The organism is Thermodesulfobacteriota bacterium (assembly GCA_040757775.1).
Classification (GTDB): domain Bacteria; phylum Desulfobacterota; class UBA8473; order UBA8473; family UBA8473; genus UBA8473.
Genome location: JBFLWQ010000026.1, coordinates 23,057 through 38,935 on the forward strand (window position 1 = coordinate 23,057; position 15,879 = coordinate 38,935).

16 protein-coding genes are annotated in these 15,879 nt (G+C 42.9%); 6 read left to right on the forward strand and 10 right to left on the reverse strand.

What is annotated here, in order from left to right; genetic code table 11:
* Positions 1 to 38: 38 nt before the first annotated feature.
* The 7 genes from AB1401_13360 to AB1401_13390 all read right to left on the reverse strand — a co-directional run bounded on the left by AB1401_13360 (position 39) and on the right by AB1401_13390 (position 7,712).
* A complete protein-coding gene (locus tag AB1401_13360; protein MEW6616437.1) occupies positions 39 to 974 on the reverse strand; it encodes a lysophospholipid acyltransferase family protein in 936 nt (311 codons plus the stop codon).
* 256 nt (positions 975 to 1,230) lie between these two features.
* Complete coding sequence (locus AB1401_13365) at positions 1,231 to 2,181, reverse strand: dihydrodipicolinate synthase family protein (protein MEW6616438.1); 951 nt, start codon at positions 2,179 to 2,181, stop codon at positions 1,231 to 1,233.
* Positions 2,182 to 2,281: 100 nt separating this feature from the next.
* A complete protein-coding gene (locus AB1401_13370; GenBank protein ID MEW6616439.1) occupies positions 2,282 to 3,253 on the reverse strand; it encodes a KpsF/GutQ family sugar-phosphate isomerase in 972 nt (323 codons plus the stop codon).
* A 14-nt stretch (positions 3,254 to 3,267) separates the two neighbouring features.
* Positions 3,268 to 4,566, reverse strand: a complete 1,299-nt coding sequence (locus tag AB1401_13375; protein MEW6616440.1) for a 3-deoxy-D-manno-octulosonic acid transferase — start codon at positions 4,564 to 4,566, stop codon at positions 3,268 to 3,270.
* On the reverse strand, positions 4,550 to 5,308 hold the full coding sequence (gene kdsB, locus AB1401_13380) for a 3-deoxy-manno-octulosonate cytidylyltransferase (GenBank protein MEW6616441.1): 759 nt from the start codon (positions 5,306 to 5,308) through the stop codon (positions 4,550 to 4,552). The genes AB1401_13375 and kdsB overlap by 17 nt, the downstream gene beginning before the upstream one ends.
* Before the next feature lie 18 nt (positions 5,309 to 5,326).
* Positions 5,327 to 6,505 carry a DegT/DnrJ/EryC1/StrS family aminotransferase gene (locus AB1401_13385; protein ID MEW6616442.1) on the reverse strand — a complete coding sequence of 393 codons (1,179 nt, stop codon included), beginning with the start codon at positions 6,503 to 6,505 and terminating at the stop codon, positions 5,327 to 5,329.
* A gap of 46 nt (positions 6,506 to 6,551) precedes the next feature.
* A complete protein-coding gene (locus tag AB1401_13390; protein ID MEW6616443.1) occupies positions 6,552 to 7,712 on the reverse strand; it encodes an iron-containing alcohol dehydrogenase in 1,161 nt (386 codons plus the stop codon).
* Positions 7,713 to 7,996: 284 nt separating this feature from the next.
* Between AB1401_13390 and AB1401_13395 the strand changes: the two genes are divergently transcribed.
* The 5 genes from AB1401_13395 (at position 7,997) to AB1401_13415 (ending at position 11,368) form a co-directional block, all read left to right on the forward strand.
* Positions 7,997 to 8,260 carry a 4Fe-4S binding protein gene (locus tag AB1401_13395; GenBank protein ID MEW6616444.1) on the forward strand — a complete coding sequence of 88 codons (264 nt, stop codon included), beginning with the start codon at positions 7,997 to 7,999 and terminating at the stop codon, positions 8,258 to 8,260.
* A gap of 65 nt (positions 8,261 to 8,325) precedes the next feature.
* Entirely contained in the window at positions 8,326 to 9,390 is a 1,065-nt protein-coding gene (locus AB1401_13400) for a 3-methyl-2-oxobutanoate dehydrogenase subunit VorB (protein MEW6616445.1), read from the forward strand.
* Positions 9,374 to 10,126, forward strand: coding sequence for a thiamine pyrophosphate-dependent enzyme (locus tag AB1401_13405; GenBank protein ID MEW6616446.1), 753 nt, complete (start codon positions 9,374 to 9,376; stop codon positions 10,124 to 10,126). The genes AB1401_13400 and AB1401_13405 overlap by 17 nt, the downstream gene beginning before the upstream one ends.
* A gap of 49 nt (positions 10,127 to 10,175) precedes the next feature.
* Positions 10,176 to 10,724 carry a 2-oxoacid:acceptor oxidoreductase family protein gene (locus AB1401_13410; protein ID MEW6616447.1) on the forward strand — a complete coding sequence of 183 codons (549 nt, stop codon included), beginning with the start codon at positions 10,176 to 10,178 and terminating at the stop codon, positions 10,722 to 10,724.
* Positions 10,725 to 10,777: 53 nt separating this feature from the next.
* Positions 10,778 to 11,368: a cupin domain-containing protein gene (locus tag AB1401_13415; GenBank protein MEW6616448.1), complete on the forward strand. Its 591-nt coding sequence runs from the start codon at positions 10,778 to 10,780 to the stop codon at positions 11,366 to 11,368.
* Between the two features lie 34 nt (positions 11,369 to 11,402).
* Here AB1401_13415 and AB1401_13420 read toward each other — a convergent pair whose 3' ends face one another.
* The 3 genes from AB1401_13420 to AB1401_13430 all read right to left on the reverse strand — a co-directional run bounded on the left by AB1401_13420 (position 11,403) and on the right by AB1401_13430 (position 15,546).
* On the reverse strand, positions 11,403 to 13,475 hold the full coding sequence (locus tag AB1401_13420; GenBank protein MEW6616449.1) for a PBP1A family penicillin-binding protein: 2,073 nt from the start codon (positions 13,473 to 13,475) through the stop codon (positions 11,403 to 11,405).
* A gap of 13 nt (positions 13,476 to 13,488) precedes the next feature.
* Positions 13,489 to 15,018, reverse strand: coding sequence for a YifB family Mg chelatase-like AAA ATPase (locus tag AB1401_13425; GenBank protein ID MEW6616450.1), 1,530 nt, complete (start codon positions 15,016 to 15,018; stop codon positions 13,489 to 13,491).
* Between the two features lie 321 nt (positions 15,019 to 15,339).
* Positions 15,340 to 15,546 (reverse strand): hypothetical protein, encoded by a 207-nt coding sequence (locus AB1401_13430; GenBank protein MEW6616451.1) that lies wholly within the window; start codon positions 15,544 to 15,546, stop codon positions 15,340 to 15,342.
* A 210-nt stretch (positions 15,547 to 15,756) separates the two neighbouring features.
* Here AB1401_13430 and AB1401_13435 point away from each other — a divergent pair.
* On the forward strand, positions 15,757 to 15,879 hold a 123-nt coding region (locus AB1401_13435), incomplete at its 3' end, for a transposase (GenBank protein MEW6616452.1).

Below are 15,879 nucleotides of genomic sequence, written 5' to 3' on the forward strand. Positions count from 1 at the left end.
CATCCTCTATCTAGGTACTGTCTTTGGATATTACCATGTTATAGATGCTCTTGAGGTATTGCCTTTCTCCACCTCTGATGTATCCACCACCACTGATCCGGGTATTTCCGAATATATGATTCTACAATCTTTGATAATCTGGACAGATTTGTAAATATGTCTTTATCCTTATCGCCTGTTAACTCCAGGTCTACAGGAGGATCTATTACTATTCTGTGCCTGTTTCCATCCTCTCTAAGGATAAAGGCAGGGAGGATAGAAGCCTTTGTCCTCATTGCCATAACCACAGGCCCTTTGAAGGTAGGAACCATACGTCCAAAGAAGTCTACATAGATGCCACCCGAGATTACATTCAAATCTGTCAGAAGAAAGAGTATCCTGTTTTCTTTTAGGCATTTCAGGGATCGTTCTACGCAGATTCTGGGTGGTTTATCGGGAATCATCCCGACCCCTGTCATTCTCGCCAGATTGTCAAGGTATCGGGCAAATCCTTCATTCCGGGGGTATCTGGTAATGGCGGATAGAGGATATCCCAGTTGGGCAAGCCTGATTACTAAAAACGAAAAATTCCCAAAATGAGCACTGAGAATAAGGACCCCTCTGCCTAATCTTAATGCCTCATCCAGGTTTTCTCTTCCTTCAATGCTTATCATCTTATTCAAATATCCATCATGGAACTTGGGATAGGCAAGCAGTTCTACTCCGCCCTTCCCTATATTTCCAATGGTGGACTTGTATATTTCGAGAATTTCTCCTTCACTTTTTTCTTCTCCTAAGGCAAGTCTGAGATTACTCATTGTGATACTTTTTCGTCTTTTTAAAAAGAAAAAGGCTAATCTGCTCGTCTTTTCACCAAAGATATAAAGATACTTCAGGGGCAGAACCCTCAGAACAAATAGAAATGCCAGCATAAGATACCAGCCTATTTTACGAAAAATCATTTTTTTTATCTTCACAATCCTTTTTTCTGCCATCTGTTGCCTCAGTTTTTACAGGTCTCTCTATATGAGAACTTTGAAGAAGTACTCCTTTTCACTTCAGCATACATTTTTTGACCCATCTAAGCTTGCTCCATTAAAAATTCACAAACTCCCCGCCTCTGGCGGGTCAAACATGTGAATTTTCTACATTCCACTCGCTAAGAAGGGTTCCCCAAAATCCCGATAAAATCGGGATGAATTCGCTGTCAGGGGACTTCTTCAAAGTTCTTGATAGGTTGGGTATAGGTCTCTATATGAGTTTGTATTCTGCCAGTAAACTGCAAATCTTTGATTCCTGCTCCGGTGTGGCAGCAGGGGTACCTTCAACTACTACACTGCTTCCAATCTTGCCCATCAATTTTAATGCAAGCTTGATTATCGCTGGAGGGTTTGGCATGTATGCCTCGTGAAGGGACTTTAGCATCTGTCCTGCCTTCCAGAGGTCGGTATAATATATTGGGTCGTCCTTGAGCATCTCTTTTGGATTTATAGAGGATTCTGTTATATCTTTCCATTCCCTGGGCAATATATTAGCCCCCTTCGCCACTACTCCATCCAAACTGGGATTACCCAGGAAGTCGAGCTCATTACCGTCATATATTCTGAAATCTCTTCTGTCTCTTACAGCTCTGGCGTAATTCATCGCCCTCCTGAGTTCCCCTACGTGCATGATACCAACTATCTGTTCATTCTTAGATAGTTTCTTTAATACGTTTGTTCTTATATTCTTTCTCTTCAGGTGCGCTTTGAGTTCTATAATCAAATAAGGATTGTTATACAGGACGAATGGAAGCGGAGTGAGTCTGCCAAATTCAACATAGAGGCGCGGCAGGTCCTTATTGCTATGGTACCATAAAGGACAATCGAAAAGAAATATATCCCCACTGTAATCAAGCTCTTCTTTAATTCTCTCCACATGGGTAATATTTTCTCCTGTCAGGTCCTCTGTGCCTCCGGTGATGTTCAGGAAAAGGGGTATCCTTCCATTAACCATCTCCATCCCCGTCTTTATCAGTTCTACTCTCTTATGGTTACTGAGGACAAACCCTTCTCCTATATCTCCTGCTCCGATAAGGATCGCATGGAGACTCTCTATTGTATAATCCAGCAAGCTTTTAATGCCAGGTTTGTCTATATTACAATCATTATTCAGGGGTGTCACCATGGCACCAATCAGCCCCCTGGGTGGTAAGGTAGGCATTCTGCTATTCCCCTTTGATGGCTTTGTAAAAAGTTCATCTGTCCGCCTCTGGCGGATTACTTTGCCATCCCAATTTTGACTTATTACGAGTCCATCCCTTTTAGGATCGGAATTTAAACTCTCCCTTTCCCAGAAGGTCATGGAGATGGACTATCCCTTTAATCCTCCTTGCATCATCTATAATCGCAAGAGAGGTAATCCTGTGCCTCTCCATCTCTTCTATTGCCTCTCCAGCCAGTTTATCTTCATCTATGATTCTTGGATTAAGGGTCATGACCTCTTTAACAGGTATTTCAAGGAGATTATCATTATTCTGGATTAACCGGCGCAGGTCACCGTCAGTGATTATCCCTGTCAGCATCTCCTTATGATTTACTACCAGTGTAAGACCAATGTCCTTCCTGGTTATCTCCTCCAGGGCTTCCTTCATTGACTGTTCTTCGTGTACAACAGGGATATCTTCGCCTGTCAACATAACATCCCTTATCCTTAACATCAGTCTCTTACTCAGACTTCCCCCGGGATGGATTCTGTGAAAGTCTACCTTCTGAAACGATCTTTTGTTCAAGAGAGCTACTGCCAGGGCATCTCCCATAGCCAGAGTGGCAGTGGTGCTCGCAGTTGGAGCTAAGCCGAGAGGACACGCCTCTCTTTCAACCCCTATATCTATAGTCACGTCGCTCTTCCTTGCCAATGTAGACTCTACATTTCCTGTAAATGCAATCAAACTGGCACCTATCCTTTTTACTATGGGGATTATGGAATTTATTTCCTCGGTTTCTCCACTGTTGGATATTGCAATGACCACATCCTCCTTCATAACTATGCCCAAATCCCCATGCATACCTTCCACAGGATGAAGAAATAATGCCGGTGTCCCGGTACTGGTAAGGGTGGCAGCAATCTTTCTTCCTATGATCCCTGATTTACCGACGCCGGTTACTACAGCCCGTCCCTTGCTGGAGTAAAGAATATCTACCGCCTTGACAAAATTCTTATCTATACGGTTGATGAGATTTTCTATGGCTTCTGCCTCTATCCGGAGGACCTCTTTAGCCTGCTTGATAACCATCTTGCTTAACCCTTTTATATATTTCCATCCAGTAACTCTTTTATAAGTTCTGCGTTCCGTCTGGCAGCCCCCCTGTTTGCCATAACGGCTTCCCTTCCTGCCTTACCCAGGAAGCCGAGCCTTTCAGGGTCTTTCAAGAGTTTAGTACCTGTGTCTACCAGTTCATCAGCATCTTTTATCTCTATCCCGGCTCCAACCCGCTCCAGAAGTTCCCTGGCATCCAGGAAATCCTCCATGAAGGGACCATAAAAGACCACCTTCCCCCAGGCAGCAGGTTCCAATACATTCTGACCTCCCAGAGGGACAAGGCTTCCTCCGCAAAAGACTATGGTTCCGACACTGTAAACCTTGAACAGGTCTCCTATGGTATCTATAACAATTACCTGTTTGTCCCGCTTCATTTTGCCTTTGTCCAGCTCTGTTTTGAGAACAAATCCAATGCTGTTTTTACGGAGCAGTTCTTCTATTTCTCCAGTCCTTTCGATATGACGGGGGACTATAATCATCAACATTTCGGGATAGACTTCAATAAATTTCAGGTAAGCCTCGATAACTATCTCTTCCTCTCCTGTCCTTGTACTTCCTGCTATTAAGACCTTATCCTCCCTTGAAATACTCAGTATCCTCCTCATTTCTTCCTCAAAACCGGGATGGACCTGATCTGCCAACCTATCATACTTTGAATTTCCAGTAATTAGAACCCTCTCCGGTGATGCCCCCATAGATATAATTTTGTCGGCATCACTCTTCGTGATCATGCTCATTATGTCAAGATTCTGAAGTACCCTTTTTATAAAGAACCTTACCTTCATATAGCTGCCGAAGGACCTTACGGATATTCTGCCATTAACCATTATAGTTTTGATACCCAGCTTTTTGGCTGTCCGTAAAAAGTTTGGCCATATCTCCGTCTCTGATACAATAAATATATCAGGGGATACAGCCCTCAATACCCTTCTGACAACCCATCCCAGGTCTAAGGGGAAGTATATATAGGAAGATACATCTTCTAATGCCTTTTTTGCAAACCCATGTCCACCCCTGGTAGTGTTGGAGACTACTATGCAGGATGAAGGATAGATCTTCTTTATCTCAGTAATTATAGGACTTATTACTATAATCTCGCCCACAGAACAGGCATGGATCCATAATCTGGGTTTTAAAGAAGGGCTGTCTGGAGTCTGGGGCTGGATGAAACCAAGCCTCTGCCCCAATCCTTCTCTGTACTTTCCTGTTATCAATACATACAGGCACAAGGGTGGAAGTATGAGGACAGCCGCTGCTGTTACTAAAAGATTATACAGGAGATACATCACTACATCTCTTCCCGATAATCCTTTTAACCTTTTCTAAGTCCTCTTGGGTATCGACTTCTACAGAGTCAAAAAGGGTCTTAACCGCCTTTATTCTGTAACCATTCTCCAGTGCTCTCAACTGTTCTAACATTTCAGCCTTCTCCAGCTCACTCTGGGGCATCCGGGTAAATCTCAGCAAAAAATCTTTCCTGTATGCATAAATCCCTATATGCTTGTAAAAAGAAGGGGTGGTATCCTGTTCCCTCACATAAGGTATGGGTAACCTTGAAAAGTATAATGCGAACCCATCGTTATCAACCACCACCTTCACCACATTCGGGTTCCTTATTTCCTCTTCGGTCTCTATTTGACAACACAGGGTTGCCATCACTAAAGAGGAGTCGTTGACAAAAGGACGGATAATCTCATCTATTGTTGCCGGCTCTAAAAGAGGCTGGTCTCCCTGGATATTTACTATTAAATCGGTGTCTTTAACATCCAGTTTAATAAGGGCTTCGGCAATCCTGTCCGTCCCTGATTTGTGGTGAGAAGATGTAAGTATTGCCCTGCCTCCAAACTCCTCTACCCTTCTAAAAATACGTTCGTCATCCGTAGCTACTGTTAACGATGTTAAAGAACCTGCTCTCGAAGCCCTGTTGTAAACATGCTCTATCATAGGTTTGCCACAGATATCCGCCAGGGGCTTCCCAACAAATCTCGTAGAATGGTATCTGGCTGGGATTATTCCTATAGCCTTCATATCTATCCTAAAAAGTTATCAACTGAGTACAAGCCTTGCTGCTTTATTAGTACCCGTGATTATTCTGTCTATATAATCATCCGTCATATTTACTGAAATACCTATAGCTATGGCACGATTCAGGATGCTGTCACTTTTCGGCCACATATCTCTTCTGTATATCTCTTTGCCCATTTGTCTGTTTAACCTTTTGATGATATGATCCCAGTTTCCGATATAATGCCACCCAAGTGCGGAAGGTAGAATTTTTGTTTCTATTCCATCCTTCGTCAGTATATCCTCAAAACCTTTTGCCATCCAGCTGTCAGGTAGAAGGAATATTAATGTATCTCCTCCGTCACCATCTTTATCCGGCAGTTCTCTGAACTCTAAACCGGCTATATCCCTGATAGCGTCCTTTATCCTTGCCTTGTTCTTCCTTTGCCGGGATATCACGTAATCAAGCCTTGAAAGCTGAATTACCCCTATTGCTCCCTGTATCTCACTCATACGATAGTTAAATCCGGTAATACTCTTAGTGTCTTTTCCCCTCGGAACGTCGGTTCTATGCTCATGTCCATGGTCATGGAAGCAGGCGCTTCTAAAGTACATTCCTTCATCGTTGGTAACAACCATCCCTCCTTCACCGGTGGTTATCGTCTTAACGAAGTCAAAGCTGAAACAACCAATGTCTCCTATGGTTCCTGTCTTTCTGCCTTTATAGCTTGATCCACATGCCTGGCAAGAATCTTCCAGTACTTTGATTCCATGTCTCTTTGCAATGTCGCATATCTCATCCATTTTAGCAGGGACTCCAAGCATGTGAACAGGGATTATGGCTTTGGTTTTATTGGTGATCTTTGCCTCAAGGTCATTTGGGTCCATATTGAATGATTGGTCTATCTCTGTAATCACGGGGACAGCTCCTGCCTCCAATATGGCTTCGATGGTAGCCACAAATGTAAAAGACTGGGTTATCACCTCATCTCCCGGTTCAATACCCAGAGATGCAAGGGCTACCCGGACTGCTGCTGTACCGGAGGCAACAGCCAGTGCGTAATTCACCCCCATATATTTTGCAATCATTTCTTCAAATTCTACTACCTTGAAGACATCTTTTCGCTTTTCATTAAAACCATATCGAAAGAGAACCCCTCTTTCAAATACGCCCACTACCTCATCTATCTCTTTCTTCCCTAATAATTCTCCACCACCCATAGCTCTATTCCCCTCCCTTGCTTACTACTGAATGCTTATCCTATATTTAGTATGCCCTTCTGTATATCTCAATGGCATCCTCTTTAGTTACCTTTCTTGGGTTATTCTCTATAGGTCGGGTCACCTTCATAGCCCCTGAAGACAACCCCTCTATTGCAGATTCTGGGATGCCCAATTCTCTCAACCTGTTTGGTACCTTTACATTTTCTATCAGTTTTTTTACCATAGATATGGATTTTTCTGCAAACCCTGGAGAAGGAGAGTCCCCTCCCTTTTCTCCCATAGCCTCCGCAATGCGCGAAAACTTCTCTATGTTGCTTTCCAGATTAAACTCCATCACATAGGGAAGCAGTAACCCGTTTGCTATGCCATGAGGAACATGGTGCTCGCCCCCCATCGGGTATGCCAGGGCATGGGCTGCACCCACCCCTGCATTTGCCAGAGCAATTCCACCAAACAGACTTCCTCTTAGCATACTGCCCCTTGCCTCAATATCCTGACCATCCGTGACAGCTTTATGGAGGCTCTTAGATATAAGAGCTATTGCCTCCAGGGCAAAGAGATCGACGAACGAATTGGATGAAAGAGATGTGTATGCCTCAATAGCATGAGTAAGGGCATCCATACCGGTAAAGGCTGTAACCTTGGGTGGAAGGGATAGGGTGAGTTTGGGGTCAAGAAGGGCTAGATCAGCGAATAGATATTTGCTGTTCACACCTGCCTTACTCTTCGTACTCTTATCTGTGAATACCGCTGTAAAAGTAACCTCACTTCCGGTTCCTGCTGTTGTGGGGATCATAATCTTGGGTACCCCCGGTTTCCTGACCAAGTCAAGACCCTGATAATCTCTGGTCTTCCCTTCGTTTGTCAGCAATATTGAAGTTGCCTTTGCTGTATCCATTGCACTGCCGCCCCCAATACCCACTACAAGATCACAGCCTTTATCACGGCCCAATTGTGCACACTGATCAGCAGTCTCAATCTGTGGTTCAGGTTCCACTCCATCGAAGACGGTAACCTCTATCCCCTCTTTTCTCAATGACCGTTTGATGCTATCGAAGAGTCCTGCCCTGATGATACCTGGGTCTGCAACAACCAGGACTCTGGTTCCGCCTCTCTTTCTGGCTTCAACACCAACCCTTTCAGATGCCCCATTCCCAAAGATAAGTTCGGGTATTATCTTGAAATCAAAGATTTTCTCCTGCAATTATTACTCCTTTCCTACTATAAGCTGCCAAGAATTTTGAAGTTCGCTCAAGAATGCAAGGAAACGTAACACAAAGAGCGCTTGAAGTCAAGGGGTTCGTTTTGCTGTGTCTATTTTTGGGACTATAAAAATATTTGACAATCTTCTTTCTTTTTGATATTTCTTTAAGTTATGCTTTTAAGTTTTGTTATTTTATAATCTGCGGATTTCGTGTTTAAAAGCCCCTAATTAGGGGGTACGCCGCAACGACTAAGGATACAGTGCAATCCGCTTCAGGCGGACAGATGGACTTTTTACGAAGCCATCAATATATAAACCAACGGAAGGATATTAATAAAGGTATTTTGGCTAAAATAGTAATTGAAAGAGATAGATGTAAGGGCTGTAGTTTTTGTGTTGATGCTTGTCCAAAAAATCTTATCACAATTCAGGAAGAACTGAACATTCAAGGATACCTTCCTGCTACAATAAAGGATAATAACAAGTGTACCGGATGTGCACTTTGTGCCGAGGTTTGTCCGGATGTGGCTATTGAGGTTTATAAATAGCCAGGAAGGATTGGGGATTAACCCCCTGGACGGTGAACAATCAACAATGAACGGATGAAAGGAATATGACGGAAAAGATCCTTCTAAAAGGGAATATTGCTCTGGCTAAAGGTGCTATTGTAGCTGGATGCAGATACTATTTCGGTTATCCAATTACCCCCCAAAATGATATACCCGAATACCTGTCTGCGGAATTGCCGAAGATTGGTGGGACCTTTATCCAGGCTGAAAGCGAAATAGCTTCGATAAATATGGTCTTGGGAGCTTCTGCATCTGGTGTCAGGGCTATGACATCCTCTTCAGGGCCTGGTATATCTTTGATGCAGGAAGGTATGTCGTATATGGCTGGAAGTGAATTGCCCGGTTTAGTGGTTAATGTTATGAGGGTAGGACCAGGGCTTGGAGGCATTGCCCCTACTCAGGGTGATTATTTTCAGGCAACCCGCGGAGGTGGGCATGGTGACTACTTTAATATTGTATTAGCCCCTGCCTCTGTTCAGGAGATGTTTGACCTCGCAATAAAGGCATTTGAATTGTCTGATAAATACCGTAATCCAGCAATGATTCTTTGCGATGCTATCTTGGGGCAAATGAAAGAGCCTGTTCTCTTGGAAGAAACGAATACTGTAATTCCACCATTCAAGCCGTGGGCATTGACAGGTTCCAAAGGACGCAAGCCCCAGTTTCTTAAAACCCTGTATCTTTCTGATGGGGAGCAGGAAGCTCACAATTTAGAACTAAAGGAAAAATATGACCGCTTAAGAGCAAAGGAGGTCATCTTTGAGGCAAAAGGATTGTATGATTGTGAGATGGTTATTGTAGCCTTTGGTACAGTTTCTCGGATTGCCAAGACCGCTATCCAGATGGCAAAAGGAGAAGGTATAAAAGTAGGTCTGATTCGTCCAATTACCCTATTCCCATTTCCTGCTGAGGTCATTCGAGAAACCGCAAAAAAAATCCCCAGAATATTAGTAGTAGAAATGAATACAGGTCAGATGTTACAGGATGTTAATCTTTCCATTGAAAGTAATGTTAAACTTAGATTTTATGGCCGTCCTGGAGGAGGTATACCTACCCCAGAAGATATGCTGAGAGAGATCAGGGTGATGTTTAATGAAAAAGGTTTTTAGCAGACCGAAGAGTTTAATTGATCGTCAAACCCATTTTTGTCCGGGATGTACCCATGGTACTGCTCATAGACTAGTGGCTGATGCAATTGATCACTTTGGTGTTCAGGAAGAAACAATTGGTGTCTGCGGGGTGGGATGTGCTGTCTTTATGTATGATTATTTTGCCATAGATGCCATTGAGGCCCCCCACGGCCGCGCTCCTGCAGTTGCTACAGGGATTAAACGAGTACATCCTAAAAAAATAGTCTTTACTTACCAAGGTGATGGTGACCTGGCATCAATAGGTACTGCAGAAACAATCCATACTGCTAACAGGGGAGAGAACATAACCATAATCTTTATCAACAATACTGTATACGGTATGACTGGTGGGCAGATGGCCCCAACTACTCTATTGGGTCAACAGACAACCACCACCCCCTATGGACGAAATTTTCGAAATGATGGTTATCCTATCCGAATGGCGGAGATGCTGGCTACTTTGGAAGGGGTTGCGTATTCAACTCGGGTCTCAATGCATAATGCCAAGGAGGTTCTTAAGGCTAAAAAGGCAGTAAGAAGGGCATTTGAAATGCAGATAGAGGGTATGGGGCTGACCTTTGTGGAACTCTTATCTGCCTGTCATACAAACTGGCGGGTTAAACCTTTAGAAGGACAGAAAAGGGTTGAAGAAGAGTTGATTCCTTACTTCCCATTAGGAGTTTTCAAAGAGAGAAAGGGCAAGGATTTCTTATAATCAAATCGTATGGAAATAGAATCATAGAACTAATTAAAGGGTTTATTGTATGTACTACGATGTAATCATTGCAGGTTTTGGTGGACAGGGAATTATGTTAATCGCTGATATACTTGCCCTGATAGCTATGAAAGAGGAAAAGAATGTTACGTGGATGCCCTCTTACGGAGTAGAAATGAGGGGAGGAACTGCCAATTGTACTGTAGTTCTCTCCTCAGAGGAGATTGGGTCTCCTGTCACAGGCCACCCTATGAGTGCTATAGTAATGAATGAGCCTTCTCTTCTCAAATATGAACCTATGGTCAGGACAAAAGGATTTTTGCTGGTCAATACATCCTTAATCGATCCAGAAAAGGCGAAACGGGAAGATATAGATATTTTATTACTTCCTGCCAATTATATTGCAAAAAAATTGGGGAATTCTCAAATGGCAAATATGGTCGCTTTAGGGGCATTCATTGAAAAGACACAGATTGTTTCTCTGGATTTGGCTATTAAGTTACTACCAGAGATATTCCCGGAACGTCCCCCCAAATTTATATCAAACAATTCCAAGGCCATCGAGAAAGGGGCGGAATTTGTTGTAAAGGGGAAATAAGTGTAATGGCGCAAAGTTACACTGAACTTTGAACAGACAGGGGTAATTGTATAATGCCGAGAAAAAAAGACGGGAAGGAAATAAAGGTTGGGGAAAGGATAAAACAAATTAGAAAGAGTAAAGGGTTTTCCCTTGCAGACGTAGCCGAGAAGTCGGGTTTTTCCTCTGCTTTACTATCTCAGATAGAGAATCATTTAGTTTCCCCACCTCTGGGCACGCTGATAAGGCTTTCTAGGGCACTGGATATTGAAATAGGACAGTTCTTTTGGGATAAATCAAAAGCCCCTTTTACCATTGTTCGAAAGGATGAAAGAAAAAGCATTTCCAGGGTTGCCTCTAAGGAAGGAGTAAAATACGGTTATTCCTATGAATCCCTTGCCTTCGATAAAAAGGGGAGACACATGGAACCCTTCTTGATTACCCTAGAGCCAGCAACCATAGAAGATAAAAACGTGTTTAGCCATGAAGGTGAAGAGTTTATCTTTGTATTAAAAGGAGACATGGAGATCACCCTGGATGAATATACCGATGTCTTACACCCTGGTGATTGTATCTATTATGACTCTACAATTCCTCATAGCGTCCAGTGCTGTGAGGGTATCGAAACAAAGATACTGGCTGTTATATGCGTTCCCACTGAATGAAAAGTACACTGCCTGAGGACTAACCCTCAATTTTTCATTGCTTATCAAGCCCGTATGAACTTCTCAATTCCGACTTTGGAAACTCCCTAGAATCTTCAGGTGGAACAGCCTCTTCCTTAAAGGATTCCGGTATAATATTGGTTGAATTGGGGTTAGCAATGCGGCCGGTCTTCGAGTCGATATTTACAAATACAATCCCTCCCGGAACAGGAAAGTCCACTATTTCTTTACCTTTCAATGCCTCTTTCATGAATTGAATCCATATTGGGAGAGCTGCTTGGGAACCGGTTTCATTTTGCCCTAATGGCTGGTTATCTTCGTCAAAACCTACCCATACTCCCGTGACTATATCTGGAGTGTATCCTATAAACCATGCATCCACGTAGTCATTTGTTGTGCCTGTTTTACCCGCGCAGGGTCTACCAAGGGCTTGTGCTTTTGCACCTGTTCCATTCTGTACAACACCTTTTAAAAGATTTGTCATAATATAGGCAGTTTGCGGGCTAATGACCTCCTCCATTTGTGGTTTGTTCTCTTCTAATACCTCCCCCTTCTGATCGACAACCTTGGTTACAAAGATTGGTTCGGCACTTCTACCCTGGGCAGCAAAGACTGCATAAGCCCTGGTTAATTCCAGAAGTGAGACACTGGAAGAACCGAGTGCCATAGTAAGGTCCATATTCAGTGGGGATGTTATTCCAAGTATCCTGGCATAGCTAGCTGCGTAGTCTAAACCCAGGTCTCTAAGGATTTTTACTGTTACCACATTTATAGACTTAGCCAATGCCTCACGAAGGGTAACGGGTCCACGAAACTCCCCATCAAAATTCTTGGGCTGCCATGGTTCTCCTCTTATCGGATCATCAAAACTAATCGGCGAATCGACAATAACAGTCGCAGGTGTATAACCTTTATCTAAGGCTGCTGCATAAATAATGGGTTTAAATGCGGAGCCTCCCTGTCTCTTGGCTTGAATAGCCCTGTTAAATTTACTCTTTCTGAAGTCTTTTCCCCCCACCATTGCCCTGACATATCCCGTATATGGATCCATGCATAACAAAGCCCCCTGAATACCTGAGTCCTGCCTATTTCCCTGGTATTTATTCCTTCTCTCCATATCCATAAGTCCTGACTCTAAAGATACTTGAGCGGCATTTTGCATCTCGAGATTAAGGGTAGTATAAACCAGTAATCCCTCTCTGTACAAAGCATCGCTCCCATATTTTCCTTCTATATACCTACGGATATGCTCAGTGAAGTATGGAGCTTTCAAGATTTGTTTATTTTCTTCAGTGTTGAAAGTTAATGGTATACTTAGTGCCTGGTTAAACTTTTTAGTAGTTATATAACCCTCTTTTAGCATTCGCTTTAAAACATAAACTTGACGTTCCTTTGCCATTTTGTAATTACTAAATGGTGAATACTTGCTGGGGGCTCTTGGAAGTCCTGCAAGCATGGCAGCTTCAGCCAGATTGAGATCTTCTACGTGCTTGCCAAAATAACTCTGAGCCGCTGATTCAACACCGTAAGCACCGTGTCCCAGGTAGATTTGATTCAAGTAGAGGAAGAGAATGTTTTCTTTTGAAAGCTCGTTCTCTACCCGATATGCCAGAATAGCTTCCTTTATCTTTCTTGAAAAACTCTTCTCTGGCGAGAGCAAAAAGTATTTCGTTACCTGTTGGGTGATTGTACTGCCTCCCTGAACAATTCTGCCTGCCCAGATGTTTTTGAAAAAGGCTCTAATTATACTCAGAGGGCTGATACCCTGATGTTCATAAAAACGGCTGTCTTCGGCAGATATGAAGGCATCTATAACCATCCTGGGAATTCTTGTTATAGGGACTATGATCCGTTTCTCAAGATAGAATTCGCCTATTAACTCTTTATCATCAGAATAAAACTTACTTGTAATATTTGGATGATAATTTCTTAATGAGGAAATATCCGGCAGATTTTGCCTGAAATAATAGTAAACTCCACCAGCCGAAACCATCAGAGCAATCAAAGGAATAAAGAGAACAACAGAGATAAATTTTATGCGTTTTATATTCCTTTTTCGTTGAAATTTTATCTTCTTTGTACCAGATTTGTTTTTATCAGGTTTCATATTCATATTTTTACTAAAAGGGATCTCTGTCGAGACTTCGGTATTGAATAGCCTCAGAGATATGATATGAGGTTATATCATCTCTGCATTCAAGGTCAGCTATAGTACGGGCAACTTTGAGAATTCGAGTATATGCTCTGGCACTTAGCCCTAACTTATCTATAGCTGTTTCTAAAAGTCTCTTTGATTCTTCTCCTATTTGACAATACTTTTTAATATACCTGGAGGTCATCTGAGCATTACAGTGGATTTTACCCCCGTTGAATCGTTTAATCTGTATACCCCTGGCAAAATTCACCCTTTTTTTGATACTTTCAGAAGGTTCTCCTGCTCTTTCATCAGAGAGGTCTTTATACCTTACTGATGGCACTTCAATATGTATATCAATCCTGTCCAATAGAGGCCCTGACACCTTTGCTTTGTATTTTCGAATTTGAGGAACTGTGCAACTACATTCATGATGAGGATCGGTGTAAAATCCACATGGACATGGATTCATTGCAGCAATAAGCATAAATTGGGCAGGATAGCTCAGGGAGGTTACTGCCCTGGAAATGGTAACCCTACCGTCTTCCATAGGTTGCCGCATGACCTCCAATACATTCTTTTTAAATTCTGGCAACTCATCCAGAAAGAGAACTCCGCTATGGGAGAGACTCACTTCTCCAGGCTTAGGAATCTGCCCACCTCCGATCAACCCTGCATCGGAGATAGTGTGGTGGGGATAGCGAAAGGGTCGTGTAACTATCAGAGCATTGTTATTGTCGAGCAACCCCATCACACTATGTACCTTGGTTGTTTCTATTGCCTCTTCAAAAGACATATCCGGCAGGATGGTGGGAACCCTCTTGGCAAGCATCGTCTTTCCAGAACCAGGAGGTCCCACCATTATTACATTATGCCCTCCGGCAGCAGCTATCTCTAAGGCTCTTTTGGCATGTTCCTGTCCTTTCACCTCATTAAAATCAACCGGGTATGTCAGGTTGTTCTTAAAAATATCCTCTAAATCCACGGCAGTCGGTTCAATGGACAGAGAGTTGTTTAGAAACTCGACTACATCTGCCAGGGTTTCAACTGCCAGAACATCGACCCCTTTTACTATGGCACCTTCTCTGGCATTGTCTCTGGGGACAATTATCCCCTTGATGCCTTTTTCTCTAGCTGTTGCTGCTATTGGGAGGGATCCCTTGATAGGTTTTATTCTTCCATCCAGGGAGAGCTCTCCCATGACCAAAAAGTCAGCCAGTTTACTTGTTTCGACTACCTCGGTGGCAACCAGTATTCCTATAGCTATAGGTAAATCAAAGGCGGTCCCTTCTTTTTTTATATCGGCTGGAGCCAGATTTACTGTAATCTTCTTCGATGGAAATTCATATCCTGAGTTTTTCACAGCAGATTTTACCCGTTCTTTGCTTTCTCTTACTGCACCTTCAGGAAGGCCAACTGTAGAGAAGGACGGCAGACCACGGGTTATATCAACCTCCACCTCGACTTTATAGGCATCAACCCCAAGGATAGCGCTGCTTAAAACCTTTGCTAACATTTCTCTGCCTTTAAATTTCCATTTGGAAGAACATCTTTAACTAATTGTGTATTCTAGCAATATCCATACCTTAAAGCAAGGTTTTTTTAGAAGTCAACTCCCCATGCAAGATTTGAAGGTTCGGAGCGAAGGTATAGAACCGAAATATTGTCCGGTATTTTGAGCACGGTATATTAAACAGAAACTTGATAACATGACGAAAAGTATATTATCCGAGAAGCAACTATAATGAGCTTAAGTAGTTATGCCAAGATGTATTTTCTATTTTATTGACTATGCTGAAACTTACTGATATTATACAGAAAACTGTTCAATAATATGTTATCTTGACAAATGATCAAGAACCGCATCATACGCTACATCAGCCAGCTTACGAGCATCAGCGCACATTACCCTGTCTTTACCATAAGAGGCGTATTCTATTGTCCCTTTATCATCATCGATCATAAAAATAATAACCTTTGTCTTCCCGTACTTCTTAGCGAGGTCTCTGGCCTCTGCTACTTTTGGAGATGGATTAAAAGCCATAAAACAAACCTCAAAGATAACAAACTTATCCAGCCGACCCGGATCATGTTGGATGGTTATAGTTTCAGCCGTGGCCGGGCGGCTGATAACGGCGTTAAGCCGGAACTCCTGTTTCCCTTCGCTCCGCTCAGAGGGGGATTCCGGGGGGGATTCCGGGGACAGTATACTTAATATTTGACAATTGGGGACAATACCGGCAATAATCCAGGCATGGCAAGGATAGCAAGAGTCGTCATACCGGGAATACCTCACAACATCACCCAGCGGGGTAATCGCCGGATGCAGACTTTTTTCTGCGACGATGATTATCAAGGATATATGTCCATGATGTCT